Genomic DNA, 26,493 nt, shown 5'->3' on the forward strand with positions numbered 1-26,493 from the left:
GTCGCGCAGCGCGGCGCGGTCGGCGGGGGCGGCGCGTTCGGCGGCCAGGCGGGCCGCGAGGACCTCCAGGCTCTCGCGGACGTCGAACAGATCGCGCACATCGGTCACGGTGAAGGGCGCGACGATGGCCCCCTGCCGCGGCACGATGACGACCAGCCCCTCGCGCTCGAGCATCTGCAGCGCCTCGCGCAGCGGAATCCGGGAGATCGCCAGTTCGGTCGCGAGATCGCGTTCGACCAGCCGCTGACCGGGGCTCAGTCGCAGGTCGATGATCCGGTCGCGCAGCTCCTCGTAGGCCCGATCCCGCAGCGATTTCTTCGCAGGTTCCTCCGCCACCGCACCATCCTTCCGCGCCTGCACGTCCACCACGGTAGTACCGCGGGCCACCGGCGACCGTTTCTTACGTTTCGGTAATCCGCCCGTCATCTGCGGGCACGAAGCTGACACTTAACGGTATACCGCTAAGTGAGCGGTTCGTTCGATCAAGGAGTACCCCGTGCACAAGTCCACTCGGCGCGCGATCGCCTTCGGCTCGGCCGCTCTCGCCGCCGCCGCCCTGCTGTCGGCCTGCGGATCCTCCGATTCCGCTGCTTCGGGCGGCAAGCTCAAGGTCGGCGTGTTCTTCCCCGGCTCGCTGTCGGACACCGGCTTCATGCAGTCGGGGTATCTCGGGTACCAGCGCATCGCCGACAAACTCGGCGACAAGGTGGAACTGAGCAAGGTCGAACAGGTCGCCGCCAGCGACTACCAGCAGGCCCTGGTCCGCTTCGCTTCCACCAACGACCTGGTGATCTCCCTCGGCGGCCAGACCGACGCCGATGTGCGCAAGGTCGCCCCCCAGTTCCCGAATGTGAAGTTCGTCGAGATCGGCGGTCCCGCCGACGCCGCGCCGATGGCCAACCTCGCCTACTACGACCCGCAGCAGGCCGAGGCCGAATTCCTCAGCGGCGCGGTCTCGGCGGCGGGCGCGAAGACCGGTGCGGTCGCCTTCGTCGGCGGCGTCGAACTGCCCGCGATCGTCAACGCCGCCAACGCCTTCGGCAACGGCGCCCGGTTCGCCAGGCCCGACGTGAAGGTGCTCACCCCGCAGTACGTCGGCGACTTCAACGATCCGGCCAAGGCCAAGCAGGCCGCCCTGGCCGACTACGGCGCCGGCGCGGGCGCGCTGGGCCAGATCGTCAACCTCGGCAAGGCGGGCATGGAGCAGGCCGCGACCCAATCCGGCGCGGCCATGGTCGGCGGCCCGATCCCCGGCGACTGCACCAATCCGGTCTACCTGGGCTACGTGCACACCGACATCGGCGCCGAGGTCGAGTATGCCGTGAACGCCGCGCTGGACAATTCATGGAAGGCCGAGAATGTCCGCTTCGGGCTCACCTCGCCCAACCACGGCACCGATTTCGTGCTGTGCAGCAAGGACGCGGCCGTCGCCGACGCGCTCGCCAAGGCGAAGACGGCCCTGTCCACCGGCGCGGTCGAGCCGTACTGACCCGATGAGCGCTTCCGCACTGACCCTGCAGGGATTGGGTAAGAGCTTCGGTGACGTGCAGGCCCTGCACGATGTGGACGTCACCGTCGAATCCGGCACCGTCCATTGTGTCCTCGGCGAGAACGGCGCGGGCAAGTCGACGCTGTGCAACCTGGTCTTCGGCGGCTACCGGCCCGACACGGGCCGGATGACGCTGGGCGGCACCGAGTTCCGGCCCGACTCCCCCGCCGCCGCGATGGCCGCGGGCGTGGCCATGGTGCACCAGCACTTCAGCCTGGTCACCACCATGACCGTCGCCGAGAACCTGCTGCTCACCCAGCGGGGCGTGCGGATGCGCCGGGCGGAGCTGACCGACCGGCTCGACGAGATCGCCCGCCGCTACCGGCTGCGCGTCGATCTCGACCAGCGGGTGGCGACCATGCCGGTCGGCGCGCGACAGAAGGTCGAGATCGTCAAAGCGCTGCTGCGCGATCCGTCGCTGATCCTGCTCGACGAACCGACCGGCGTGCTCGATCCGGCCGAGATCGATGCGCTGATCGACACCTGCCGCGCCGTCGCCGCCGACGGCAAGGCCGTGGTCCTGGTGACCCACAAGCTCGGCGAGGTCGCCCGGGTCGCCGACGCCGCGACCGTGCTGCGCCGCGGCACGGTGGCCGGGGGCGGGCGGATGTCGAACACCGGTATCGCGCAACTGCTCACCGCCATGGTCGGACGCACCGCCGCCGATCTGGACCCGACCGTGGCCGCCACGCTCGGCCTGGACACGGCGGCCGAACCGGTGGCGCGCGCGGCGACCGAGCTCGGCGATACCGCCCCGGTGCTCGCGGTCGACCGCGTCAGCGCGCGACGCCCCGACGGCAGCGTCGCGCTCGACGAGGTCCGGCTCGCGGTGCGGCCGGGCGAGATCGTCGGCATCGCCGGTGTGGAAGGCAACGGGCAGAGCGAACTCGTCACCGTGCTGGCGGGCGGTGCCGCGGTCACCGGCGGCACCGTCACCCTCGACGGCACCGACATCACCGCGGCGCGTCCGGCCACCCGCACCGGGCTCGGGCTCGGGGTGGTCCCCGAGGACCGGCACCGCGACGCGATGGTCGCCGACATGACGATCGCCGAGAATCTGTTCCTCGGGCAGCTCGGCCGGTTCCGCCGGTTCGGCCTGCTCGACAAACGCGCCATGGGCCGGGCCGCGCAGGCCGAACTCGAGCGGTTCGACGTGCGGGCGGCGGGGCCGTGGGTACCGATGGGCTCGCTCTCGGGCGGCAATCAGCAGAAGGTGGTGCTCGCCCGGGAGCTGTCCACCGCGAACCTGCGCTGTCTGGTGGCCGCCCAGCCGACGCGCGGATTGGATATCGGCGCGGTCGATTTCGTGCTGACCCAGCTGCGCCGCGCCGCCGCCGACGGCTGCGGGGTGCTCGTGGTGTCCAGCGAGGTGCCCGAGCTGCTCGCCCTGTGCGACCGGGTCTTCGTCGCCTATCGCGGCGCGCTCGCCGGTCCGGTCGAGACCGCCGATCCGACGGCGGCCCAGCAGATCAGCGAACTCATGATGGGAGTCGCGGCATGATCGCTCCGCTCGCGAACCGAATCCCCCTGCGCCGGTGGGCGCATCAACCGCTCGTCGTGGCCGTGGCGGCGATGCTGGCCGCCGGGGTCATCGGACTGCTTCTGGCCGCCGCGGCCGGTGCCGCGCCCGCGGCGACGATGACCGCCCTGTGGGAGGGCATGTTCGGCAGCGACTACGCGATCGGGGCCTCGCTCAATGTGGCGGCGACCCTGATGCTGGTGGCGGTCGGCTTCACCATCGCGCACCGGGCCGGACTGGTGAATGTGGGTGGGGAGGGTCAGATCTGCGCGGGCGGCATCGCCGCCACCGCGATCGGCACCACTCTCACCGGCGCGCCCGCCGCGATCACCCTGCCCGCGGTCATCGTGGGTGCGGGGGCGGCGGGCTGGCTGTGGGCGGCCATCGCGGCGTACCTGCGGGTCCGGCGCGGCACCAGCGAGATCATCACCACGCTGCTGCTCAACTTCGTCGGCCTGGCGCTGGTGCTGCTGGTGGTGCACGAACCCGCGCTGCTGCGCCAGCCGGTGACGTCCTCGGAGACGCTGCCGCAATCCGAACCGCTCACCCCGGCGGCGCATCTGCCGCTGCTCGGCATCGAGCGCTCCCCCGCGACGATCGCCCTGTGGATCGCGGTGGCTGCGGCGGTCGGCACGGCGATCCTGGTGCGCCACAGCGCGCTCGGCACCCGGCTGCGGGCGGTCGGGCTCAACCCCGACGCGGCGGCCCGGCTCGGCTTGCCGGTACAGCGACTGCGCTTCCTGAGCCTGTCGGCCGCGGGCGCGTTCGCCGGCGTCGCGGGCGGATTGCTCGTCGCCACCGCGCCGTTCGTGCTCGCCGAGGGCTTCTCCTCCGGGTACGGCTTCTCCGGCCTGGTGGTCGGCCTGCTGGCCCGTGGCTCGCTGTCGGCCGTCGTCGCCGTCTCGCTGCTGCTCGGCTTCCTCGTCTCCGGCGGGATCAATCTGCAGCTGGCGGCGAACGTGCCCGCCTCGACCATCTCGGTCGTCGAGTCGCTGATGATCGTGTTCATCGCGGGCGCGGCGCTGTGGACCCGATCGTGGCGCAGGTCCGAACCCGCTTCGCCACCGACGGTTTCCCCGATCGACACCGCCGATTCCACCGACCTGGCAGGAGCGCCGCGATGAGCCTCGACACGGTCACCGACATCGCCACCAGCGGTATCGGTTTCACCCTGCCCATCCTGGTCGCCGCCAGCGGCGAACTGGTCAGCGAACGCGCGGGCGTGCTCAATCTGAGCCTGGAGGCGATGATGCTGACCGGCGCCTTCGCCGGTGTGCTGGGTGCCGTCACCACCGGTTCGCCGGTGCTCGGCGCGCTCACCGCCGTGATCGCCGCGCTGATCTTCGGTGTGCTGCAAGCGGTCTGGAGCATCGGCCTGCGGGCCGACCAGATCGTTGTCGGCATCGCCGCCAACGCGCTGGCCCTGGGCGCGACCACCTACGGCGCGCGGCTGCTGCTGGCCGACGGCAAGGGGCACGCCGTCCCCGGCTTCGACCCGCTGGCGATTCCGCTGCTGCACCGGATCCCGGTGATCGGTCCCGCCCTGTTCGGCCAGACCGCGCTCGGCTACCTGTGCATCGCCGTCGTCGCCGTCCTCGCGATCGTGTTCTCCCGGCGCACCAAGCTCGGCTTGGTCGTCGACGCCATCGGCGAGGACGCCGTCGCCGCCGACCGCACCGGCCTGTCCGTGCGGGCCGTCCGCTACGGATGCGTGCTGCTGGCCTCGGTCGCCGCCGGCCTGGGCGGTGCCCAGCTGGCGTTGTCGGAGGTGCATTCGTTCAGCGACAACATGACCGGCGGCATCGGCTATCTCGCCGTGGTCGCGGTGATCGCGGGCCGGTGGCGCGCGCTCGGGGTGATCTGGGCGTCGGTGTTCTTCGGCCTCGCGCAGGCACTGCAGTTCGCGCTGCCCGCGCTGGGCGTCGACGTGCCGTTCGCCCTGCTGGTGATGCTGCCCTACCTGATCGCGATCGTCGCCGTCAGCGGCCTGGTCGGCAACAGCCGCTCGCCGCGCGACCTGACCGTCGCCTTCGCCCGAACGTCCTGACCCGTCCCCGCTTTCGAGGAGCACCCGCGTTGACTCTGATCCTGTCGCATTCCGATGTGGCCGCCGTCCTCGACCGCGCCGAGGTGCTGGCCGCGGTCGAACGCGCGCACGCCGATCTCGCGCTCGGCACCGCGCTGGTCCCCGCACCGCCCGCCGTGACGCTCGGCGGCGCGGCCTTCGTGCCGATGGTCGCGGCCGCCGAATCCGCCGGCGCCGCCGCGGTGAAACTGCTCGCCGATCTGCCCGCCAACCGCGAGCGCGGGCTGCCGGTGCAGCGCTCGGCGATCCTGGTGACCTCGGCCGTCGACGGCGCCTGCGAGGCGCTCATCGACGGGCGGCTCGTGACCGCCGTCCGCACCGCCGCCGCCAGCGCGGTGGCGACGAAATACCTGGCACGCCGGGACAGTTCGGTGCTCGGCCTGATCGGGGCGGGCGGGCTGGCCGTCGAGCACACCCGCGCGATCGCCCAGGTGCGCGCGCTGACGACGGTCCTGGTCTGGTCACGGTCCATCGCGACCGTCGAACGGTTCCGCGCGGCGGTCGCCGATCTCGGACTCGAGGTGCGGGCGCAACCCTCGCCCGAGGCGGTCACCCGGGCCGCCGACATCCTGTGCACGCTCACGCCCTCGCGGGAGCCGATCGTGCGCGGCGCGTGGTTCGGCGACGGACTGCACGTCAACGCGGTCGGCGCACCACCGCGGGCCGATCACCGGGAGGTCGACGGCGAGGCCCTGCGCCGCGCGACGGTCGTCGTAGACTCGATCGGCACCACGCTCACCAAGTCCGGTGACACGCTGCTGGCCATCGCCGAGGGCGCGATCACCGAAGCGGCGGTGGGCACGGAGCTGGGTGAGGTTGTCGCGGGGCGGGCACCGGGCCGCACCGGCGATCGCGACATCACCCTGTTCAACTCGGTCGGCATCGGCCTGCAGGACCTGGCCGCCGCCCGCCTGCTCATCGACAAGGCTCGCGCCAACGGCATCGGAACGGAAGTGGACCTCAGCGCATGACCGCACTCACCGAGAACGACCTCACCCACCTGCGTCGGGCCATCGAGCTCGCCGGCCAGGCGTCCGCGCGCGGTGATCGCCCTTTCGGCGCGGTCGCCGTCGACCGTGACGGTCATGTCGTCGCCGAGGGCGAGAACGCGGTGAGCAGCAGCGGCGATATCACCTCGCACGCCGAGCTGGCCGCGATCACCACGGCCACCGCCGCGGGCAAGGCCGACCGACTGCGCGGCGCGACCGTCTACGCCAGCGGCGAACCGTGTCCGATGTGCGCGGCCGCGATGGTGTGGGCGCAGGTCGGGCGGATCGTGTTCGCCGCGGCGTCGGCCGAGTTCGGCCAGATCCTGCCCGGCGGCCCGAGTTTCGCGTTGACCTGCGCCGATCTGGTCGCCACGTCGAACGTGCCGGTGCAGGTCAGCGGGCCGCACCTGGGCGAGGAGGCACTGGCGGTGTTCCGCGCCGCCGCGGCGAGCTGAGCCCGGTGCCGGTCGCCGCGACGGCGACCGGCACCGATTCAGCGGGCCGGGACGGGATCGTCGCCCAGCTCGCGCTGTTCCTCGATCGCCTCCGGGGTGCCCGGCACCTGGGTGCCGCGCAGCGAGACACCCTTGGTCTCGATCAGGAAGTAGGCGGCGACGAGGCCGACCAGGCAGGCGCCGAACATGTAGTAGGCCGGGAACAGGTGATCGCCGGTCGCATCGATGAGCGCCTGGTTGATCACCGGAGCGGTGCCACCGAACAGCGAGGTGGCCACGTTGTAGCCGATCGCCACGCCGGCGAAGCGCACGATCGTCGGGAACATGGCGGGGAAAGTCGCCGAGATGGTCGCCAGCTGCGGGGCATAGAGCATGCCCAGGATCGCGAAGCCGACGATCGCGCCGGTCAGCGAGCTGCCGATCAACTTGTACACCGGGATGACCACGATCATCAGCGCCGCACACGAGGCCAGCCACATCGGCCTGCGGCCCACCCGGTCCGAGAGCGCGCCGAGGAACGGCAGCGTCACCAGCATCGCGACCTGACCGATCAACGGCACCAGCAGCGCGTCGGATTCGGCCATGCCGAGGGTGTTGCCGAGATAGGTCGGCGTGTAGCTGAGCAGCGAGTAATTCACGACATTGAGCGCGATCACCAAACCGAACAGGGTCAGCACCGGGCGCAGATATCTGGTGACCAGATCGCGATAGACGCCGACGGTTTCCTCGGTCTCGTCGTTGCGCTCGACCTCGCGGAAGACCGGCGTGTCTTCCACCCGGCTCCGCAGATACATACCGACCAGACCGAGCGGCGCGGCGATGAGGAACGGAATTCGCCAGCCCCACGATTCCATGGCCGGATCGTCGAGAATATTCACCAGCAGCAGGGCGACCAGATTGCCGAGCGTGAAACCGGCCAACGTGCCGACTTCCAGGAAACTGCCATAGAATCCACGCTTGCGGTCGGGCGCGTATTCGGCCATGAAGGTCGCCGCACCGCCGTATTCACCGCCCGCCGACAGGCCCTGCACCATCCGCAGCAGGTAGAGCAGGATCGGCGCGCCGATCCCGATGACCTCGTAGCTGGGGATCAGGCCGACGGCCAGCGTCGAGGCCGCCATCAGCACGATGGTCGTCGCCAGCACCCGTTTGCGGCCGATCCGGTCGCCGAGCGGACCCCAGATCATGCCGCCGATCGGGCGGATCAAAAAGGAAACGGCGAATCCGAGCAGCGTGTAGACGACGCTCGACCCGGCACCGTCACCGGGAAAAAGAGACGCGGCGATATAGGTCGCCAGATAGGCGTAGACGCCGTAGTCGAACCATTCGACCGCATTGCCGATCGCCGAAGCACCGATCGCGCGATGCAGCACCGATTTCGATTCCTGTGACATCTACACAAACCTCTCGTCGTCGCCTCTACGGGCTACCCGACAAGGGGGCGGACAAACTTTACGACTGTGCGACGATTCCCCCGAGACCCCTTTTACACTGCGAAGATGCCGCTGCGCCACGGGGTCTATCTGCCGCCGTTCGGTGAACTCGCCGACCCTCGGGTACTGGCCGAGCTGGCGGCCGAGGCGGAATCGGCGGGTTTCGACGGCGTCTTCCTCTGGGACCACGTGGCCCGTCCGAAGGAGCCGGGGCTCGCCGTCGGTGACGCCTGGATCGGCTTGGCCGCGATCGCCGCCGCGACCAGCCGGGTGGTACTCGGTCCGCGGGTGACGCCGCTGTCGCGCAGGCGACCGCAGGACCTGGCCCGCGAGACGGTCGCGCTCGATCTGCTCAGCGGTGGCCGTCTCGCCCTCGGGGTCGGCCTGGGTTCGGAGGCGACCGGCGAGTTCTCCCGGCTCGGCGAGGTCGCCGCCCCGCGCGATCGCGCCCGGCGCCTCGACGAGGCACTGACCGTACTCACCGCACTCTGGTCGGGGGAGGCCGTACACCACGACGGACCCGCCTACCGGGTCGACGGACTGCGATTCCTGCCCCGGCCGGTACAGCGCCCCCGCATCCCGATCTGGGTGGCCGCCCAATCCGTGAAGCAGGCGCCCCTGCGGCGCGCGGCCCGCTTCGACGGATTGTGTCCCGAGGCGAGCCCGGATCAGCTCGTCGAGATGCTGAGGATCATCGCCGAGCACCGGGGCGACCTGTCCGGTTTCGAGGTGGTCATCGCCGCGGCCGACGACCGCGAGCGCGAGGCGTACGTGCGCGCGGGCGCGACCTGGTGGCTGACCGCGCTGCCGATGATCTGCTCGCGCGCCGACGCACTCGCGGCCGTGCGCCGCGGCCCGGGGTAGCGTTCAGCCGAGGGCGGCGAGTTTGCCTGCGAGGACCGCCTTTTCCCGTGAGTTCCCGCACCGGCGAATCGCCTCGGCGAATGCCTCGCGCGCCTGCGTGGTGCGGCCCAGGCGCAGCAGCAGCTCCCCGCGCACACTCGGCAGCAGGTGCGACTGCCCCAGCGCTCCCCCGGCCGCCAGCTCCTCGACGATCGGCAGCGCGGCGGCGGGCCCGTCGGCCATCGACACCGCCACGGCCCGGTTCAGCTCCACCACCGGCGAGGGCGCGAGCCGGCCCAGCGCCTCGTAGAGCAGCACCACCCGTTCCCAGTTCGTCGCCTCGACCGACGGTGCGACGGCGTGACATTCGGCGATCGCGGCCTGCAGCCCGTAGGCGCCCAGCCCGCGACCGACCTGGGCGGCCTTGGCCAGCGCCGCCCGGCCACGCCGGATCGCGGAGTGGTCCCAGCGGCGGCGGTCCTGCTGCTCGAGCAGCACCGGCTCGCCGTCGGGCCGGGTCCGGGCCGGAAACCGCGCCGCCGTCAGTTCCAGCAGCGCCAGCAGTCCGTACACCTCGGGCTCGCCGGGCATGAGCCGAGCCAGCACCCGGGCCAAGCGCTGCGCCTCGCCCGCCAGGTCGAAGCGGATGAGGTCCTCGCCCGCGCTGGCCGAGGAGCCCTCGGTGAAGATCAGGTAGATCACCCCGAGCACCGAGCCGAGGCGGGCGTGGCGCTCGGCGGCGGGCGGCACCTCGAAAGCGACCTCGGCCGCGCCGAGCGTCTTCTTCGCCCTGGTGATCCTGGCCTGCACGGTAGCGGTCGGCACCAGGCACGCCTTGGCGATCTCGTCGCTGGTCAGGCCACCGACCACGCGCAAGGTCAGCGCCAGCCGTGCCTCTCGCGAGAGCACCGGGTGGCAGGCGATGAAGATCAGCGCCAGCACGTCGTCGTCGATCTGGTCGGGATCCCACAGCACCGCCTCGGCAGCGCGGACCGGGTCGGCCGCCTCGCCGCCGGTCAGCACGCCACCCTCACCGAGATGTCCGGCGAGCGTGGCGTACCGGTCGTCGAGCGCGGCGCGCCGCCGGTAGGCGTCGATCGCCCGGCGGCGGCCGACGGTGAGCAGCCAGCCGGCCGGTTGCCGCGGCACCCCGTCGCGCGGCCAGGTCACCAGTGCCTCGGCGAGCGCTTCCTGCGCGAGATCCTCGGCCATCGCGAAGTCGCCGGTGTAGCGGGCGAGCGCGCCGACGATGCGGGCCGATTCGATCCGCCAGACCGCCGCGACCGCCTCCCGGCCGGAGGACTGAATCACCGTCGTCCGGTTCAGAGCTGCCCGGTGGCCTCGCGCCAGGCCCGCTCCTTCAGGATCCACTTGTTGTCCTGCGGGAATTCGTCGATGCTGGGGACGCGGCGGATCTCGGTCTTGACGCCGGGACCGGTCATCGGCATCCGCTTGGCCCATTCCACCGCCTCCTCCTTGGAGGCGACGTTGAGGATGTAGTAGCCGCCGAACAGTTCCTTGGTCTCGCCGTAGGGCCCGTCGGTCACGATCGGGGGTTCCGAGGCGTAGTCGACGACCACCGTCTCGGCGGCGTCGTCGAGGCCCTCGGCGGCGACGAGCACGCCGGCCCGGATCAGTTCGTCGTTGAACTTGCCCATCGTTTCGAGCATCTCGTCGAAGTCGAGCTCGGCGGCCTTGGCCCAGGCGTCGTCGGTCGCGCGCATGATCAGCATGTACTTCATGGTCTGTCTCCTCGGGTAGGCGTGGACCCGGTGCGGGTACGTGTTCATCCCTAGGTCGAACGGGCTGCGACACCGATCGACAACCGACCGAAATATTCTTCCCCGAGTTTTCCACAGCCACCGGCGACCGCGCGAGAACCGGCGAGTAGCCCGATCCGAGGACCCATCGCGCCCCAACGTGATACATCTCGAGGGGACCTGTCACGCGTGTCAGCGGACGGGCAGAGAGTCTAGGAGTCCATCGTGAGCGCAGTCCTCGTCGAGCAACGCGAGCATGTGCTGGTCGTCGTCATCAACCGGCCGCAGGCCATGAACGCGGTCGACGCCGAGGTCAGCACCGGTGTGGGCGCGGCGCTCGAGCAGGCCGAGGCCGATCCGCTGATCCGCGCGGTCGTGCTCACCGGCGCGGGCGAGCGCGCCTTCTGCGCCGGCGCCGACCTCAAGGCGATCGGTCGCGGCGAGAACATCCTGGCGCCGGGCAACGAGGCGTGGGGCCTGGCCGGCTACGTCCGCCACCCGATCAGCAAGCCCACCATCGCCGCGGTCAACGGTTTCGCGCTGGGTGGCGGCACCGAGCTCGTCCTGGCCAGCGACCTCGCCGTCGCCGCCGAGACGGCCACCTTCGGCCTGCCCGAGGTCGCCCGTGGCCTGTTCGCCGCCGCCGGTGGCGCGTTCCGGCTGCCCGAGCAGCTGCCGCGCAAGGTCGCCATGGAGATGATCCTGACCGGCGAACCGATCACCGCCGCGCGGGCGCTCGAGCTCGGGTTGATCAATCGGGTGGTCCCGGCCGATCTGGTGCTCGACGCCGCGCTCGAGCTGGCGGGCCGGATCGCCGCGAACGCGCCGCTGGCGGTGCAGGCGAGCAAGCGGGTCGCCCTCGGTCTCGTCGACGGCAAGATCGACGACGACGCCGCCTGGGACCTGACCAACCGCGAGATCATGGGCGTCGCGCGCACCGAGGACGTACGCGAAGGCACCCTCGCCTTCGCCGAGAAGCGCAAGCCCAACTGGCAGGCCCGCTGACCACCATGCGGATCCTGATCCTCGGCGCCTCGGGCTTCGTCGGCGGCGCGCTACACGCGCAACTCGGCGCACGGCACGAGGTCGTCGGGACCAGCCGGCGCGGAGCCGGGCTCATACCCCTGGATCTCGCCGACGCCGCGGCGGTCCGCGCGCTCGTCGCGGACCGCGTCGACGTGGTCATCCACACCGCGGGCATCGTGGATCTGGCCACCGCCCAACGTGATCCGGACGCCGCCTACGCGGCCAATGTGGCGCCGATGGCGGCGCTGCTGGACGCGGTCGACGACGCGGGCGCCAAACTGGTGTACCTGTCGACCGACAACGTCTTCGACGGCACCCGCGACACCTACGACGAAACGGCGCTGCGCACCCCGATCAATGTCTACGGCTGCACCAAAGCCGGTGCCGAACAGCGGGTGCTCGCCCGCGCCGGGCACCTGGTCGTGCGGCTGCCGCTGGTCTACGGCCGCAGCCCTCGCTCGGACAAATTCCTCGCCCGCTTCGCCGCGCCCTCGATCCCGGCGCGCACCGACATCGTCGGCACGCCGCTGTATCTGCCCAGTCTGGCGCCGTTGCTCGAACAGCTCCTCGACGAGACCGGCGTGGTCCATCTCGCGGGCCCGGAGACGGTGAGCCGCTACGAACTACTGACCCGGGTGCGCGACCGGCTCGGCGCCCCGGCGCGCATCGTGCCCACCGACATCGATTCCGAGCCCGCGGATTGCCCGCGCCCGCGCCGGCTGGTCCTGCGCAGCGTCCGGCACGCGCTGACCGGGCCCGACGTCGACACGGCCCTGGCCGATCTCAGCGGCCCGGCGTGAACGCCGTCTGGGCGCTGATCGCGGTGCCCATCCACCGGCGCAGGTAGCGCCGCAGCTCGTCGTCGGTGCGTGGCGGATCGCCCGGGGAGAGGAAGAACGACTGCATCGTGCGCAGCGCGTACTCGACGAGGTCGCGCAGGGCCGGTTCGTCGTATCCGTAGGCGGGCCAGTCGACATCGAAGCGCCGGATCATCGTCATGCCGAAGGCCTGTGCCTCGTCGGAGGTGAGGCTGTCGGCGTGCAGGTTCGAGTAGGAGCTCGACAGCAAGATGCCCAGGTGCGGGGTCCGGCGGACCTCGGTGAGGGTGTAGACGACGGCCTCGATCATCGCGTCGGCCGGATCGCCGAGCCCGGTGACGTGCGCGGTCAGCCGGTCGAGGAAGCCGTCGACCGAGGCGATGGCCGCGGCCGTCATCAGCGCGTCGGCGCTGGGGAAATACCGGTAGACGGTCTGGCGGATGACCCCGAGCGATTCCGCGACGTCGGCGATGCTGATCTCCGCGCCGGTCCGGCCGATGAGATCCACGGCCGCGGCGATGATCCGCGCCGACGCCTCCGCATCGTCCACCGGTGGACTGCCACCCCATCCACGTCTGCGCGCCACCGGGTGGACGCTAGCACAACCCCAGGTCAGCGCGAATTCCGCGAAAGTGATCATACACACGACGGCCTATTCGTATGATTACCTCAATCCATCCGAGCGGCTCGCGCACGCCCGAGACAACGAGGTACTCCACCGTGACCGAACTCCACGTCCGCAAAATGGACTTCGCCTTCGCCGACTACGATGTGCCGTTCCTGTGGAACCCGCAGAACCCGGCCTTCTCCTCGATGGCCAACGCCGTGTCGTTTCTGGCGATCGGCTTCGAGAAGATGATCGTGCAGCTGATCACGCAGGCGAAGCCGCAGATCACCGACCCCGAGGTGGCCGAGGAGGCCGACGCGTTCATGCGCCAGGAGGGTCAGCACTCGACCGCCCACCGCCAGCACGTCAAGGCACTCATCCGGCGCTACCCCGGCCTGCAGCAGACCCTCGACGCGGTGATCGCCGAGTTCGACAAGCTCACCGCGAGCACCCCGGTCAAGTACCGGTTGGCCTACACCGCCGATCTCGAGGCCACTTTCACGCCGGTGTTCAAGCTGATGCTCGACAACGACGCCACCCTGTTCGCCCCCGGCGACGACCGGGTGGCCTCCCTGTTCATCTGGCACTTCGTCGAAGAGGTCGAGCACCGCAGTTCGGCGCTGATCATCTTCAACTCCGTGGTGAACAGCGAGCTGTACCGGATGCGGGTGGCGCCCTCGATCTTCCGGCACGTCCTGCAGGTGATCCGGGTGGCCTGCGAGGGGTTCAACGAGCATGTGCCCCTGGCGGATCGGCAGGTCGACGCGCTGTCGATGTTCGCCAACTACCGGCGCGGGCAGACCCTGCGGCGGCTGCTGCCCGGGCTGCGCCCCGCCGACAACGGCACCATGCCACGCGCGTTCGACGATCTCGGCTTGGGTGAGCAGCTCGTCGCCCTGGGCGGCATCATCCGCAGTCAGATGCCGCGGCACAATCCCGCGCACGAGAATCTGCCCGCGCTCGCCGACGAGTGGTTCCGCCGCTACGACGAGGGCTACGACGTCACCCGCTGGTACACCGCCGATTCCGTGAGTTCCTAGGAGCACCCCGATGGCCGAGCACTGCTCCCCCACCTTCGCCGATCTCGCCACCCAGCTGGGTTTCTCCTGCGAGGAGGCCGGCGGACTCGTCGAGTTCCGCAATCCGTTCGCCCTCGAGAACTGGACCCTGCCCGTCCTCGAACTCACCATCGTGCTCGGCGCGGTGCTCGCGCTCGTCTACGCGATCCTGCGTCTGCGCCGCCACGGCGATCCCACCGATCTGGTGCTGTGGTTCGGCGCCACCGCCTACCTGTTCGTGATCGAGCCGCCGCTGTACTTCCCCGCCGCGTTCGGCATCGAGGAGCACGTCGACACGATGTTCGCGCACAACGTGTTCACCGTCGACTTCCTGTGGGGCAGGCTGCCGATCTACATCGTCGCGATCTATCCGCTGATGGCCACGCTGGCCTTCGGGATCGTCCGGATGCTCGGTGTCTTCCGCCGCTACGGCGTCCTCGTCGGCGCGACCTGTGTGGGTTTCGTGCACCACGCGTTCTACGAGATCTTCGACCACCTCGGGCCGCAGCTGCGGTGGTGGGAGTGGTCGATCGACAACCCCCTCAATCAGCCGATGTTCGACTCGGTTCCGGTGGGCAGTGTCGTGGTGTTCGCGGCGCTGTGGCCGATGTCGCTGGCGTTCTGCGTGCAGTACTTCGTCGGACGTCAGGTCGACCAGGGCCGCGACTTCAGCGGTGTCGAGTTGGTCTGGCGCACGGTGGTGATCGGCCTGCTGGCCTCGGTCGGCACCTTCCTGCTGCCGCTGCCCGCGACGGCGCTCGGCGCGGGGAGCACCACGGTGCGCGGCGTGGTCTACGCGCTGGAGCTGATCGCGCTCTCGGTGGTGGCGGCGGTCGTGCTGGTCCGGCGCTGGCGCGAGCTGCGCCGCGGCGGCGCGACGGAACCGCGCTATACCAACCCCTTCGTCCAGCGCTACGCCATCGTGTATCTGGTCGTGCTGGCCGGTCTCTGGATCACCGCATTGCCCGCGTTCTTCGACGCGGTCGACGGGCAGACCACCAACGGCGACCCCATCGGCAACCTCTGGTACACCCTGGCCTGCTTCGTCGTCGCCGTCCTGTCGGTCGTGGCGACGTTCACGCTGCCCCGCGTTCCCGCCGAGACGCCCGCACCGGCGGTCGAGAACACCCCGGTGACCAGCTAGCACCCCCGACGAAGGGCCCGTTCGCGATGTCGCCACCGCGCACGGGCCCTTCGGCATCAGCATCACCCTCGCCCTCGGCTTCTTCCTCGCGCTGGTCTGCCTGTGGCAGATGTACTTCGCCCGCGCCGAGCAGCAGGTGGTCGACCATCTGACCAGCAGCGCCGACCCGATCGCGGCCGTGCATCTCGGGCTGAACGCGATCTACGGCGTGGTCGCCGGTCTGGTCGTGTTCGCGGCGGGCGCCGAGACCCTGCTGGCCGACGCCCACGTGGCCGCCGCGCAGCTACTGGCTGCCCGCCTGGCTCGTCGTCCTGGCGCTGGTACTCATCCTCGGTGCCCTCGCCGTTCAGTTGTCGCGCGATACCACCGGCGCAAGCACCGGATAGACACGCGGTGTGGCGACCACGGGTCCGGGCGACACGCGCGGCTCCGTACGATCGATCCATGAGCGTCACCGACCACACCGACCATCGGGCCGAAACGAATGCGCCCGAAGCCGGTACGCAGACGGCTGCGCCGGAACGGGTGGTACGGCGGCGGCCGAAGAACCGGCGCGCCCAGATCGCGGCGGAAGCGGCCACCGCGTTCGGCGCGCACGGGTATCACGGTGTGAGCATGGAGGACATCGCCGGTCGGCTCGGGATCAGTTCGGCGGCGCTGTATCGGCACTATCGCAGCAAGTACGCGCTCTTCCGCGAGGAGCTGTTCCGCCTGGCCGAGGTGACCGTGCAGGCGGTGACACTGCCCGAGGACGCGGACGCGTGGACACCGCGAGAACGCCTCGATCACGTCATCGACGCCGTCATCGCCAAGACCGTCGCCAACCGGTCGACCACGGCGCTGGTCCGCTGGGAACGCCGCTACCTCGACGACGACGACCGCCAGGCGCTCGACGGCAAGTTCGCCGAGGCCGTGCGCCTGCTCGGCGGCATCGTGCGCGAGGTGCGCCCCGGGCTCGCCCGCGACGATGTCGCGGTCCGTTCGGTGGCGGTGTTCAGTGTGGTCAGCAGCATCGGCGATCACCACGCGACCCTGCCGACCCGGCTACTCACGCCCCTGCTGGCCGCGACCTGCCGGGCGCTGATCGACGTCGAGCTGCCCACACCGGAGCCCACGGCGCTCCCGGCCGAGCCGGAGCCCGGATCGCCGTTCATGCACGAGGTGCTGCTGGCGAAGTCGGTCGAACTGTTCCACGAGCGTGGCTATCAGAACGTCAGCGTGGAAGACATCGCCACCGCCGCCGACCTGGCCACCGCCTCGGCCGTGTATCGCTACTACCGCAGCAAGAGCGACCTGCTCGCCGCGGCGTTCCGCCGCGCGGCCGACATCGTCTCGGGCGCGATCGGCCCGATGGTCGCCGCGTCGGCCACCCCCGCCGACGCGCTGTCTGGCCTGATCGACCTGTACGTCGAGGGCTCCTTCGCCGAGCGGGCGCTGACCTACGTGTACTACGCCGAGTTCGGCAATGTCGCCGCCGAGGACCGGGTGACCCTGCAGCACATCCAGCAGCTCGTCATCGCCGAGTGGACCAAACTCCTGGTCCAGGTCCGCCCCGAGCTCTCCGACGCCGAGGCCCGCATCCTGGTACACGCCGGCTTCGCCCTGGTCGTCGACCTGGGCCGCGCCTTCGGCGACGACGGCATCGCCCCCCAGAACCGCGTCACCACCCTGCACCGCACCACCCTGTTCGGCCACGCCTGACCCCTCGCCGCCGCCTGCGAGAGGGAGCGGCGGCGAGGGGTCGGTGGACCGCTACAGACCCAGGGTACGACCGATGATGTCGCGCTGGATCTCGCTGGTACCACCGAAAATGGTCGACACGAGCGCGCCGCGGACGTGCTTCTCCATGTCGAATTCGCGGGCGTAGCCGTAGCCGCCCATCATCTGCATGCCCTCCAGCGCCACCCGCTTGCTCACCTCGGTGGCCTTGAGCTTGGCCATCGAGGCCTCCCGGGCCAGCACCTTGGTCGGGTTGGCGTCGGCTTCCTTGGCCACGCTGTAGATCAGCAGCTTGGTGCATTCGATCTCGGTGGCCAGATCGGCGAGGCGGTGCCGCAGCGACTGGAACGAACCGACCGGCCTGCCGAACTGCTTGCGCTGGGTGACGAAGGCGATCGTGTCCTCGAACGCCCGCTCGGCCGCGCCCAGGCTCATGGCGGCGAGGATGAGCCGCTCGAAGTTGAGCCCGGTCATCAGCTGACGCCAGCCGTTGCCCTCCTCACCGACCACCGCGTCTTCGGGCAGCACGCAGTCGGTGAAGTACAGGTCGTTGGTCTCCTTCTGATTGCCCATCAGCTCGATCGGCGTGATCTGCAGACCGGGGGTGTCGGCGGGCACGTGGAACATCGTCATGCCGTCGTGCTTGCCGCCCTCCTTCGAGGTGCGCGCCACCAGCAGGATGTTCTCGGAGATGTGCGCGTTGGAACACCAGGTCTTCTGGCCGTTGATCAGCCAGCCGTCGGCGGTCTTGACCGCCTTGGTCGACAGGTTGCCCACATCCGAACCCGCCTCGGGCTCCGACATCGAGATCGATTGGGAGGCACCGCGCACGATGCCGCGCAGCACGGTGTCCTTCTGCGACTCGGTACCGAACTTGGCGTAGGCGCCGCCGGTGATCAGCGTCGGGCCGATGGCGCCGATCGGGAGCATGCCGCGCAGTGATTCCTCGAGCAGGATGCACATGTCGACCATCGACGCGTCCGAGCCGCCGTACTCCTCGGGCACGGTCAAACCCAGCCAGCCGAGCTCGGCCATCTTCGCGTACACGCCGGGATTGTGCTGTTCCTTGTCGTGATCGGTCAGCGCGTCACGCTGCTCCCGCGTCCCCGCCTCGCGCTTGGCGAACGCGGCCACTGCCGCGGCGAAATCCTTCTGTTCCGGGCTGAATTCGACGCCCATACTGTCCCTCTTCTTTCCGTACCGATCGATGGATGGGTCTACTTGGCTCGACCGAAGCGGCGAGCGGTGAGCTTGCGCACCGTCGACAGCGTCGACTCGGTGCGGGCGAAGGAGAGCAACGCCATGCCGGGAATCACGAAGCGCTGCCGCGCGATCGAGTGCGGCCGGGTGAACCCGAGCAGGCCGGCGGCGCCGTGGATACGGCCGATCCCGGACTCGCCGACGCCGCCGAACGGCAGCGCCGGGATCGCCGCGTAGGCGGCCGGGCTGTTCACCGAGGTCGCGCCCGCGCGCAGCTGCCGGGCGATCTCCATGCCGCGCTTGCGCGAGAACACCGACGAGGCGAGCCCGTACTCGGAGGCGTTGGCCAGCTCGATGGCCTCCTCGACATTGCGCACCGAGCGCACGGTGAGGGTGGGCCCGAAGGTTTCCTCCCGGACCGCGACCGAATCCTCCGGCACGTCGAGCAGCACGATCGGGCCGACGAACGGCGCCTCGATCGATGCGGGCCCGCCCACGACGGCGGTACCGCCCCTGGCCAGCGCGTCCTCGACATGCTTGGTGATCACGTCGACCTGGCTCGGCAGGGTCATCGGACCGTAGGAGGCATCCGGACCGGTTCCGGGCCGCAGGTCGCTTACCCGCTTGGTGAGCTCGGCCAGGAACTCGTCGAGCACGGAGGCGACGACATAGCAGCGCTCGGTGCCCACACAGGTCTGCCCGGAATTGGCCATCGCCGACCACGCGATCGCGTCGGCCGCGGCGGCGATGTCGGCGTCCTCGGCGACGATCGCGGCGTCCTTGCCGCCGCATTCCAGCACGACCGGGGTGAGGCGCGCGGCGGCGGCCGCCATGATCCGCTTGCCCGTCGCGGTCGACCCGGTGAACGCGATCATGTCGACGCCGGATTCGACCAGCGCGCGGCCGGTTTCTCCGGCACCGGACACCACGCTCAGAATGCCCTCGGGCAGTTCGGGATTCGCCGCGGCGAACGCGTCGGCGTACCAGTGGCCGACGCCGGTGGTCAGCTCACTGGGCTTGAAGACGACGGTGTTGCCCGCGGCCAGGGCGTAGGCGATCGAGCCGTTGGGCGTGTACACCGGATAGTTCCACGGCCCGATCACGCCGACCACGCCGTGCGGTCGCTGCTCGATCACGGCCTCGTGGTTGGCCATCATCATCCCGGGCCACACCTTCTTCGGCCCCAGGATCTTGCGGGCGTTCACCGCGGCCCAGTTCAGGTGCTCGACGGCGGTGACCACCTCGAGATAGGCGTCGTCGACGGTCTTGCCGTTCTCGGCGCTGATCAGCGCGCTGAACTCGTCGACGTGGACGACGAGGTGGGCTGCCCACCGTTGTAAGGCCCGCTTCCGCTCCGTGAACCCGAGTTCACGCCAGGTCTGCGCCGCCACGCGGGCACGCGCGACCGCGGCGCCGACCGCGGCGTCGTCGTCGACCGGCCAGCTGCCGACCGGCGCGCCGGTGGCCGGGTTGGCGGTGGCGATCATTGTCGCAGAAACAGGGGCGGTAGTGGGGGTTTCGGTCATCCTCGACCATCCTTCAGCCAATTCGGTGGTCATCCCGCGGCCGGACGGCCGAGCAGGACACTCCTGGGATCCAATGGGGCGGCGCGGACTGTTGACAGGTCGCGCCGACCGCCGTTAAGTTAATCACAATTCTCGTTAAGTTAATCATGGTTCTCGTCGGTTGCAAAGCATTCCCAGCGGAATGCGACCGACGGGAACGTCGAATCCGGAGGGAGGGCGCGATGCTGCGCACCCGATTCACCGAGGCTTTCGGTGTCGAGCACCCGATCGTGCAGGGCGGAATGATGTGGGTCGGCCGGGCCGAGCTCGCCGCGGCCGTGTCGAACGCGGGCGGCCTGGGCATCGTCACCGGGCTGACCCAGCCCACGCCGCAGGCACTGCGCGAGGAGATCGCCCGCACCCGGGACCTCACCGACAAGCCGTTCGGGGTGAATCTGACGATCCTGCCGTCGATCACGCCGCCGCCGTACGAGGAGTACCGGCAGGCGATCATCGACGGCGGTGTGCCCATCGTAGAGATCGCGGGCGGCAATCCGGCCACCCATCTGCCCTTCCTCAAGGACGCCGGGATCAAGGTGCTGCACAAGTGCACCAGCGTCAAGCACGCGCTCAAGGCCCAGCAGGTCGGCGTCGACGGGGTGAGCATCGACGGCTTCGAATGCGCCGGTCACCCCGGGGAGAACGACACCCCCGGCCTGGTGCTGATCCCCGCCGCCGCCCGGGAACTCGAGATCCCGATGATCGCCTCGGGCGGCATCGCCGACGCGCGCGGCCTGGTCGCGGCGATGGCGCTGGGCGCCGACGGCGTGAACATGGGCACCCGGTTCCTGTGCACGGTGGAGTCGCCGATCGCGCACACGGTCAAGGAGCAGATCGTGGCCAACACCGAGCTCGACACCAAGCTGATCTTCCGGACCATGAACAACACCGCCCGGGTCGCCGACAACGCCGTCAGCCGCCAGGTCGTCGAGATCGAGCGCGCCGGTGGCACATTCGCCGATGTGCGCGAGCTGGTCGCGGGCGCGCGTGGCCGCAAGGTCTACGAGGACGGGGACGTCGACGCAGGCATCTGGAGCGTCGGTCAGTGTCAGGGCCTGATCCACGACATCCCGACCTGTGCCGAACTGGTCGCGCGCATCGTGCGCGAGGCCGAGGACCTCATCGCGGGCCGGCTGTCGGGCACGATCGTCGAGGCGGTCGCCCGATGAGCGAGAGCCTGCACGTCGACTCCGAGCACGGTGTCCTGCGCATCACGATCGATCGTCAGGCCAGGATGAACGCGATCGACCTCGCGACCATGGCCGAACTGTCCGAGGCGATCACCGCGGCCGCCGCCGAGCCCACCACCCGGGTGATCGTGCTGACCGGCGCGGGCAAGGCGTTCTGCACCGGCGCCGACCTCGCCGCGGCGGCCGCCGCCGGCGGCAACGAGGCGACGCCGGAACTGGTGATGGACACTGCCAACAGCGTCATCCGGGCGATCGTCGACTCGCCCCTGCCGGTGATCGCGCAGGTCAACGGGCCCGCTGCCGGGGTGGGCGCCTCGATCGCGCTGGCCGCCGATCTCATCTACGCCGCCGACGACACCTACCTGCTGCTGCCGTTCACCTCCATCGGCCTGATGCCCGACGGTGGCGCGACGGCGATGGTGGCCGCGGCGATGGGACGCGCGCGGGCCGCGGAGATGGCGCTGCTCGGCGCGCGCCTGCCCGCGACCGAGGCCGCCGCGGCAGGCCTGATCACCCGGTCCGTGCCCGCCGCGGACCTCACCGAGCACGTCGGCACCGTCGCCGCGAAACTCGCGACCGGTCCCCGCCGGGCACTCGAGCTGACCAAGGCCGCGATCAACGCCGCGACCCTGGCCGAGCTCGACGGCGCGCTCGCGCGGGAGAAGGACGGCCAGACCGAACTGCTCACCTCCGCCGACTTCCTGGAGGGGATGACCGCGATGCTGACCCGCCGCGCCCCGATTTTCGCCGGCGCTCCCCGCCCGATCGCCGACCCGGCCTAGTTCCCTTCGAGGAGACGACGATGTCCATTGCCGCAGAACCGATGCGCTCGCGACGCAATCACTGGATGAACCAGATCGCGATCCACGCCACCACCATCCCGGACGCGCCCGCGCTGCGCTACCTCGGCGAGACCACTACCTGGCGCGAGCTGCACGAGCGGGTGCACAAGCTCGCCGACGCCCTGGCCCGGCGCGGTGTCGGGGCGGGCGATCGGGTGCTGATCCTGATGCTCAACAACACCGAGTACATCGAATCGGTGTTCGCGATCAACACCCTCGGCGCCATCGCGGTCCCGGTGAACTTCCGGCTCACCCCGCCCGAGATCGCCTACCTGGTCACCGACAGCGGCGCCTCGACGATCATCACCGAAGCGATGTTCGCCCCGCTGGTCACCGCGGTCGCCGCGCAGACCGGCGGGCTCGACACCCGCATCGTGGTCGGCGTCGGCACCTGTGAGGGCATGCTCGGCTACGACGACCTGCTCGCCGAGGAGGGCGAACCGCACGAGCCGCTCGACGTGCCCGAGGACACCGCCGCCCTGATCATGTACACCTCCGGCACCACCGGAAACCCCAAGGGCGCGGTGCTGACCCACCTCAACATGAACGCCCAGGCGCTCACCTGTATCCGCGCCATGCGCTACAGCAGCGACGACATCGCCTTCTGCGCGTCGCCGCTGTTCCACATCGCCGGATTGGGTTCGATCGCTTCCTGTTTCGTGCTCGGCTCGCTGACGGTGATCCATCCGCTCAAGGCCTTCGACGCCACCGAGGTCCTCGACGCCTGGGAGCGCGAGCGCGCCACCTCGGTGTTCCTGGTCCCGGCGCAGTGGCAGATCGTCTGCGCCGATCCCTCGGTGCCACAGCGTGATCTGCGCCTGCGTGTGATCAGCTGGGGCGCGGCCCCCGCCTCGGACACGGTGCTGCGCGCCATGGCCGAGACCTTCCCCGACGCGCTGAATGTGGCGGTCTTCGGCCAGACCGAGATGTCGCCGATCACCTGCGTGCTCGACGGCGAGGACGCGATCCGCAAGCTCGGGTCGGTCGGCAAGCCGATCCCGACCATCGCCACCCGGATCGTGGACGACGAGATGAACGACGTCGTGCCCGGCGAGATCGGCGAGATCGTCTATCGCGGGCCGACCCTGATGCGCGAGTACTGGAACAACCCGCGCGCCACCGCCGACGCGTTCGCCGGCGGCTGGTTCCACTCCGGCGATCTGGTCCGCCAGGACGAGGAGGGATTCGTCTACGTCGTCGACCGCAAGAAGGACATGATCATCTCCGGCGGCGAGAACATCTACTGCGCCGAGGTCGAGAACGTGCTCTTCAGCCATCCCCGGATCCGCGAGGCCGCGGTGATCGGCCGCGTCGACGACAAGTGGGGCGAGGTACCGGTGGCGATCGTCGCCGTCGAGGACGCCGAGGCGATCGGCCTCGCCGATCTCGAGGAGCACCTCAACGCCCACCTGGCCCGCTACAAGCACCCGAAGGACCTCGTCGTGGTGGACATGCTGCCGCGCAATGCCGGCGGCAAGGTGGTCAAGCACGAACTGCGCAAGCTGCACGGTTCGGCGCCCGTCACCAGCAACTGAGCACATCGATCACCGGTCCCGGCAGACTCGGAACACCAGTCCGCCGGGACCCTTTCGGCAGCGTGGGCCGCGGTCAGCGCCCGAGGAATTCCTCGATCGCCGGCCAGGTGGTCTCGGCCGCGGCCGGACCGGCGAGCAGGCCGAGGTGTCCGCCGGGGACTTCCACGAAGTGGGTCTCGGCGGCGTTCGGCAGGATGTCCAGCCCGCGCCGCACCGCGCGGGCGGGCACGACCAGGTCGGCGCGACTGCCGACCAGCAGCACCCGGCAGGTGACCTTGGCCAGCTCGATCACCAGGTCGGAGCGCAGCCGGATCGATCCGTCGGCCAGTTCGTTGCGCAGCACCAGGCTGCGATAGATCTGCCAGTACGAGCGGCCCGGATAGCCGGGCATGCTCGACATGAAACGGTCCGTGGCTTCCATCCTGGCCAGCGCCTCGGTGTCGAGGGCGTTGCGGAGCAGGAACATCGGCCGGGCTAGCTCCCGGTCGATGGCCTGCAAGCGGAAGCCGAGCTGCACGAATTCCTCGGGAATCCCGCCCATCAGCCGGGTGGCCACGGCCATCTCGCGGCCGCCGGTGACCCGGGCGGCCCACCGCAGGGGCACCAGCATCGGGGTGCGTGCTTGGTCTATCGGCGTGGCCAGGCCGGTGATCGAGGCGATCGGCAGGTCGGGGTGGGCGGCCGCGGCGAGCAGTGCCATCGCACCGCCCAGCGACCAGCCGATGACGTCGACCGGCCCGTCGTGCTCGTGCGCGACCCGCAGGATCGCCTCGGGCAGGATGTCGTGCGTCCAGTCCTCGAGCCCGAGATCGCGGTCGGCGTAACCGAATCGGCCGTAGTCGAGGACATACGGTTGCCTGCCCTGCGCCAGCAGGAAGCGCACCAGACTCTGGCCCGGACGCAGATCGAAGCAGGCGGGCGTCACCGCCAGCGGCGGCACCAGCAGGACCGGGTTCCCGGTGCCCGGTGTCGCGCGGTCGAAGCGCCGCAACTGCCGGTGCGCACCGGCGTACACCGTGCTCGACGGCGCGGGCCGCGCCGATTCGAGCCCGTCACCGAACGACACCGACCACACATTGCGCACCGCCCGGCGCGCGTCGGCCACGATCCCCAGCACCACAGAACCCCTCACTTCACCGCTACCGCCGCCGGGCGGTGCTCACCTGTCGAGTCGTCACGCCGCGTGGCGGTCCGCGCCTGCCCGCGTACCGGCGGCGGGCCCGGTCGCCGGGCCGGAGAGCCGCCGTCCGAACAGCACCTGCGTGGCAGCCCGGACGAACCCGGCCAGGCCGTGCCTGCCCGCGGGCAGCCCGAGCACACTCCACACCGTGCGCGTCTGCGACGGTGTCGCGGGCGCGCCGGCGAACCGGTCGGCCAGCCAGTTCAGGCTCAGCGGGGTCGACAACGCCAGCAGCGTGATGTGCTCGCTGAGCCGGTCGCGCAGGTAGGTGACGTGCGCGCCGTGGGCGCGATAGCGGTCGACCAGGGCGTCGATATCGGTGGCCGCGATGATCTGGTCGTGCACCGCCTGGACGACGAGCAGCGGCGCCGACGGCGCCCTGGTGCCGAGTTCGGCATCGGCGAACACCGCCACCAGTTCCTCGAGCGCGAGCAGCTCGGCGATCGGCATGGTCGTGTGCCGGTCGACGTGATAGCGCGCCAGACGCAGCACCGACCCACCGGTGGTCGAGCGGGCCGCCCGTTCGAGCACGGCGTGACCCGCTTCGCTGACATGCTCGCCGAGGACGGCGTCGAAGGCCGGATACACCCGGCGCAGCGCGGACACCACCAGGGTCGGCAGGCCGGCGTGCAGGCTGCCGTTGAGCCGATGGAAGGTCGAGAGCAGATCCCCCACCGGAGAGCCGAGGACCGCGCCGACGATGTCGAGCTCCGGCGCGTAGGTGGGCGCCATCTCCGCCGCCCACGCGGTCGCCAGGCCACCGCCGGAGTACCCCCACAGACCCACCTGCGCCCGCGGATCCAGGCCCAGCGGTGCGAAGGACAGCGCGGCGCGGGCGCCGTCGAGGGCCCGGTAGCCGGGCTCGCGCGGGGCGCCCCAGGCACCGAGCATGCCTTCGTGATCAGGGATGGAGACGGCCCAGCCCCTGCTCAGCGCGTCGGCGAAACACAGGAGTTCGACGTGGGCGAACGTGCCGATCGCGCGCGAGCCGCGCTGCAGCGCGTAGGACGGGAAGCCGCGCGAGGACACCGCGTCGATCGCGCACTGGAACGACAGCAGCGGCGTCGCCGGTCCGGGTCCGCCGACCGGTGCGATCACGGTTGTCACCGCGGCTTCGGGCCGTCCGTTCAGGTCGGTGGTGCGGTACAGCAACTGCCACGCGGTCACCTTCAGCGGGATCAGGCCGAAGGCGGCGAGCTCGATCGGTCGCGACCGCAGGATCGTGCCCTCGGCGTGCTGCTCGAATCCGGCCCGTGGCTGATAGAACGGGTCGTTGTCGGGCAGGACGGCCCAGGCGGGGGCCGACCAGGTCTCGGCGCGCGATCGGGTGGGGTCGGCAGTCAACGGAGTACTCCAGAGAAAGGGTTCGGATGACGGGCCGGCTATCGAAGACCGGCCCGTCGGAGCGGATCGTCGTGGTTCAGGCGGCCCGGCGGGCGGGCTCGCTGCGATAGCGAGAGGCCGCGCCGTCGATGCCGAGCAGACGCCAGGTGAGCTTGGCGACCGGGTTCATCAGGCCGGTGCCGACCGCCAGCGCACGCACGTCACCGAAGACGTCACGCTTGGTGGCCTGTGACTCCGGGCTGCCCCAGTACGCCTCGCGCATCACCTCGTCCGGGATACCGAACTTGTCCACGAATTCCTTCGGCGGCGTCGCGATCATCGACAGCATCACCCGCATGGCGATCGGGAAGGCCACCGACAGTACGGTTTTCGTGAGCGGATTCATCGACGGCACGTTCTTGCGCAGGTACTCGTGCGCGAACGAGATATGCCTGGCTTCCTCGGCCACGTGGATCTGCATCACCCGGTGGACCATCGGATGCATGTCCACGCCACCGCGCAGCAGCGACTTCTGCAGGTGATCGATCGGTTCCTCGCCGCCGAGGATCATGGTGAAGAACAGCTCGGGGAAGTACTTCACCGCGGGCCAGATGATCATCGTCAGCTTGCGGTCGATGGTGCCCATGCCGAC

At 70.3% G+C, this 26,493-nt stretch carries 26 protein-coding genes; 16 read left to right on the top strand and 10 right to left on the bottom strand.

The genetic code is table 11. From position 1 onward, the window contains the following. A partial coding sequence (locus ATM97_RS02890) for a GntR family transcriptional regulator (RefSeq protein WP_255586827.1) occupies nucleotides 1-309 on the bottom strand: 309 nt, incomplete at its 3' end. A 187-nt stretch (nucleotides 310-496) separates the two neighbouring features. Here ATM97_RS02890 and ATM97_RS02895 point away from each other — a divergent pair. From ATM97_RS02895 to ATM97_RS02920, 6 genes are read left to right on the top strand one after another with little or no spacing between them, the layout of a single operon-like run. Beyond that, nucleotides 497-1,489 (top strand): BMP family protein, encoded by a 993-nt coding sequence (locus tag ATM97_RS02895; protein ID WP_218716362.1) that lies wholly within the window; start codon nucleotides 497-499, stop codon nucleotides 1,487-1,489. 4 nt (nucleotides 1,490-1,493) lie between these two features. Then, nucleotides 1,494-3,050, top strand: a complete 1,557-nt coding sequence (locus ATM97_RS02900) for an ABC transporter ATP-binding protein (RefSeq protein WP_218716363.1) — start codon at nucleotides 1,494-1,496, stop codon at nucleotides 3,048-3,050. After that, on the top strand, nucleotides 3,047-4,192 hold the full coding sequence (locus ATM97_RS02905) for an ABC transporter permease (protein ID WP_218716364.1): 1,146 nt from the start codon (nucleotides 3,047-3,049) through the stop codon (nucleotides 4,190-4,192). The genes ATM97_RS02900 and ATM97_RS02905 overlap by 4 nt, the downstream gene beginning before the upstream one ends. Further along, nucleotides 4,189-5,115, top strand: coding sequence for an ABC transporter permease (locus ATM97_RS02910; protein ID WP_218716365.1), 927 nt, complete (start codon nucleotides 4,189-4,191; stop codon nucleotides 5,113-5,115). Before ATM97_RS02905 ends, ATM97_RS02910 begins: the two co-directional genes overlap by 4 nt. Nucleotides 5,116-5,144: 29 nt before the next feature. Next, entirely contained in the window at nucleotides 5,145-6,125 is a 981-nt protein-coding gene (locus ATM97_RS02915; protein WP_218716366.1) for an ornithine cyclodeaminase family protein, read from the top strand. After that, entirely contained in the window at nucleotides 6,122-6,598 is a 477-nt protein-coding gene (locus ATM97_RS02920; RefSeq protein WP_218716367.1) for a nucleoside deaminase, read from the top strand. Before ATM97_RS02915 ends, ATM97_RS02920 begins: the two co-directional genes overlap by 4 nt. 38 nt (nucleotides 6,599-6,636) lie before the next feature. Here the strand turns inward: ATM97_RS02920 and ATM97_RS02925 are convergent, their stop codons facing one another. Next, complete coding sequence (locus tag ATM97_RS02925; protein WP_218716368.1) at nucleotides 6,637-7,992, bottom strand: MFS transporter; 1,356 nt, start codon at nucleotides 7,990-7,992, stop codon at nucleotides 6,637-6,639. Between the two features lie 105 nt (nucleotides 7,993-8,097). Between ATM97_RS02925 and ATM97_RS02930 the strand changes: the two genes are divergently transcribed. Next, a complete protein-coding gene (locus ATM97_RS02930) occupies nucleotides 8,098-8,895 on the top strand; it encodes an LLM class flavin-dependent oxidoreductase (protein ID WP_218716369.1) in 798 nt (265 codons plus the stop codon). Nucleotides 8,896-8,898: 3 nt separating this feature from the next. Here ATM97_RS02930 and ATM97_RS02935 read toward each other — a convergent pair whose 3' ends face one another. Then, entirely contained in the window at nucleotides 8,899-10,224 is a 1,326-nt protein-coding gene (locus ATM97_RS02935) for an RNA polymerase sigma factor (RefSeq protein ID WP_218716383.1), read from the bottom strand. Then, nucleotides 10,197-10,616, bottom strand: a complete 420-nt coding sequence (locus ATM97_RS02940) for a YciI family protein (protein ID WP_218716370.1) — start codon at nucleotides 10,614-10,616, stop codon at nucleotides 10,197-10,199. The genes ATM97_RS02935 and ATM97_RS02940 overlap by 28 nt, the downstream gene beginning before the upstream one ends. Nucleotides 10,617-10,856: 240 nt before the next feature. On the opposite strand from ATM97_RS02940, the gene ATM97_RS02945 reads away from it, so the two are divergent. Together ATM97_RS02945 and ATM97_RS02950 are read left to right on the top strand one after the other, a co-directional pair. After that, on the top strand, nucleotides 10,857-11,639 hold the full coding sequence (locus ATM97_RS02945; RefSeq protein WP_218716384.1) for a crotonase/enoyl-CoA hydratase family protein: 783 nt from the start codon (nucleotides 10,857-10,859) through the stop codon (nucleotides 11,637-11,639). 5 nt (nucleotides 11,640-11,644) lie between these two features. After that, nucleotides 11,645-12,460 (top strand): SDR family oxidoreductase, encoded by an 816-nt coding sequence (locus tag ATM97_RS02950; protein WP_218716371.1) that lies wholly within the window; start codon nucleotides 11,645-11,647, stop codon nucleotides 12,458-12,460. On the opposite strand, the gene ATM97_RS02955 is transcribed toward ATM97_RS02950, so the two are convergent. Then, complete coding sequence (locus ATM97_RS02955) at nucleotides 12,444-13,064, bottom strand: TetR/AcrR family transcriptional regulator (RefSeq protein ID WP_218716372.1); 621 nt, start codon at nucleotides 13,062-13,064, stop codon at nucleotides 12,444-12,446. The two genes, ATM97_RS02950 and ATM97_RS02955, sit on opposite strands and share 17 nt — an antisense overlap. A gap of 134 nt (nucleotides 13,065-13,198) precedes the next feature. On the opposite strand from ATM97_RS02955, the gene ATM97_RS02960 reads away from it, so the two are divergent. The 4 genes from ATM97_RS02960 to ATM97_RS02975 all read left to right on the top strand — a co-directional run bounded on the left by ATM97_RS02960 (nucleotide 13,199) and on the right by ATM97_RS02975 (nucleotide 16,988). Beyond that, complete coding sequence (locus ATM97_RS02960; RefSeq protein ID WP_218716373.1) at nucleotides 13,199-14,125, top strand: metal-dependent hydrolase; 927 nt, start codon at nucleotides 13,199-13,201, stop codon at nucleotides 14,123-14,125. 10 nt (nucleotides 14,126-14,135) lie between these two features. Then, entirely contained in the window at nucleotides 14,136-15,287 is a 1,152-nt protein-coding gene (locus tag ATM97_RS02965; RefSeq protein ID WP_218716374.1) for a hypothetical protein, read from the top strand. Between the two features lie 61 nt (nucleotides 15,288-15,348). Beyond that, nucleotides 15,349-15,735, top strand: a complete 387-nt coding sequence (locus ATM97_RS02970; RefSeq protein WP_374104822.1) for a hypothetical protein — start codon at nucleotides 15,349-15,351, stop codon at nucleotides 15,733-15,735. Next, complete coding sequence (locus ATM97_RS02975) at nucleotides 15,732-16,988, top strand: TetR/AcrR family transcriptional regulator (RefSeq protein ID WP_218716376.1); 1,257 nt, start codon at nucleotides 15,732-15,734, stop codon at nucleotides 16,986-16,988. The genes ATM97_RS02970 and ATM97_RS02975 overlap by 4 nt, the downstream gene beginning before the upstream one ends. Nucleotides 16,989-17,039: 51 nt before the next feature. Here ATM97_RS02975 and ATM97_RS02980 read toward each other — a convergent pair whose 3' ends face one another. Continuing rightward, on the bottom strand, nucleotides 17,040-18,185 hold the full coding sequence (locus ATM97_RS02980; RefSeq protein ID WP_218716377.1) for an acyl-CoA dehydrogenase family protein: 1,146 nt from the start codon (nucleotides 18,183-18,185) through the stop codon (nucleotides 17,040-17,042). Nucleotides 18,186-18,223: 38 nt separating this feature from the next. After that, nucleotides 18,224-19,732, bottom strand: a complete 1,509-nt coding sequence (locus ATM97_RS02985) for an aldehyde dehydrogenase family protein (RefSeq protein WP_255586821.1) — start codon at nucleotides 19,730-19,732, stop codon at nucleotides 18,224-18,226. Between the two features lie 221 nt (nucleotides 19,733-19,953). Between ATM97_RS02985 and ATM97_RS02990 the strand changes: the two genes are divergently transcribed. Genes ATM97_RS02990 through fadD5 form a run of 3 tightly spaced genes read left to right on the top strand, consistent with a single transcriptional unit; the run spans nucleotide 19,954 to nucleotide 23,338 of the window. Further along, nucleotides 19,954-20,940, top strand: coding sequence for a nitronate monooxygenase family protein (locus tag ATM97_RS02990; protein ID WP_218716378.1), 987 nt, complete (start codon nucleotides 19,954-19,956; stop codon nucleotides 20,938-20,940). Next, nucleotides 20,937-21,743 carry an enoyl-CoA hydratase-related protein gene (locus tag ATM97_RS02995; protein WP_218716379.1) on the top strand — a complete coding sequence of 269 codons (807 nt, stop codon included), beginning with the start codon at nucleotides 20,937-20,939 and terminating at the stop codon, nucleotides 21,741-21,743. The genes ATM97_RS02990 and ATM97_RS02995 overlap by 4 nt, the downstream gene beginning before the upstream one ends. Before the next feature lie 20 nt (nucleotides 21,744-21,763). Next, nucleotides 21,764-23,338: a fatty-acid--CoA ligase FadD5 gene (gene fadD5 / locus ATM97_RS03000; RefSeq protein ID WP_218716380.1), complete on the top strand. Its 1,575-nt coding sequence runs from the start codon at nucleotides 21,764-21,766 to the stop codon at nucleotides 23,336-23,338. 73 nt (nucleotides 23,339-23,411) lie between these two features. On the opposite strand, the gene ATM97_RS03005 is transcribed toward fadD5, so the two are convergent. The 3 genes from ATM97_RS03005 to ATM97_RS03015 all read right to left on the bottom strand — a co-directional run. Then, nucleotides 23,412-24,455: an alpha/beta fold hydrolase gene (locus tag ATM97_RS03005; protein ID WP_308248353.1), complete on the bottom strand. Its 1,044-nt coding sequence runs from the start codon at nucleotides 24,453-24,455 to the stop codon at nucleotides 23,412-23,414. Nucleotides 24,456-24,512: 57 nt separating this feature from the next. Then, nucleotides 24,513-25,862, bottom strand: coding sequence for a lipase family protein (locus ATM97_RS03010; RefSeq protein ID WP_218716381.1), 1,350 nt, complete (start codon nucleotides 25,860-25,862; stop codon nucleotides 24,513-24,515). A gap of 76 nt (nucleotides 25,863-25,938) precedes the next feature. Next, a partial coding sequence (locus tag ATM97_RS03015; protein ID WP_218716382.1) for a diiron oxygenase occupies nucleotides 25,939-26,493 on the bottom strand: 555 nt, incomplete at its 5' end.

Origin of the sequence: Nocardia sp. MH4 (assembly GCF_019266065.1) — a bacterium.
GTDB classification, from domain to species: Bacteria; Actinomycetota; Actinomycetes; order Mycobacteriales; family Mycobacteriaceae; genus Nocardia; species Nocardia canadensis.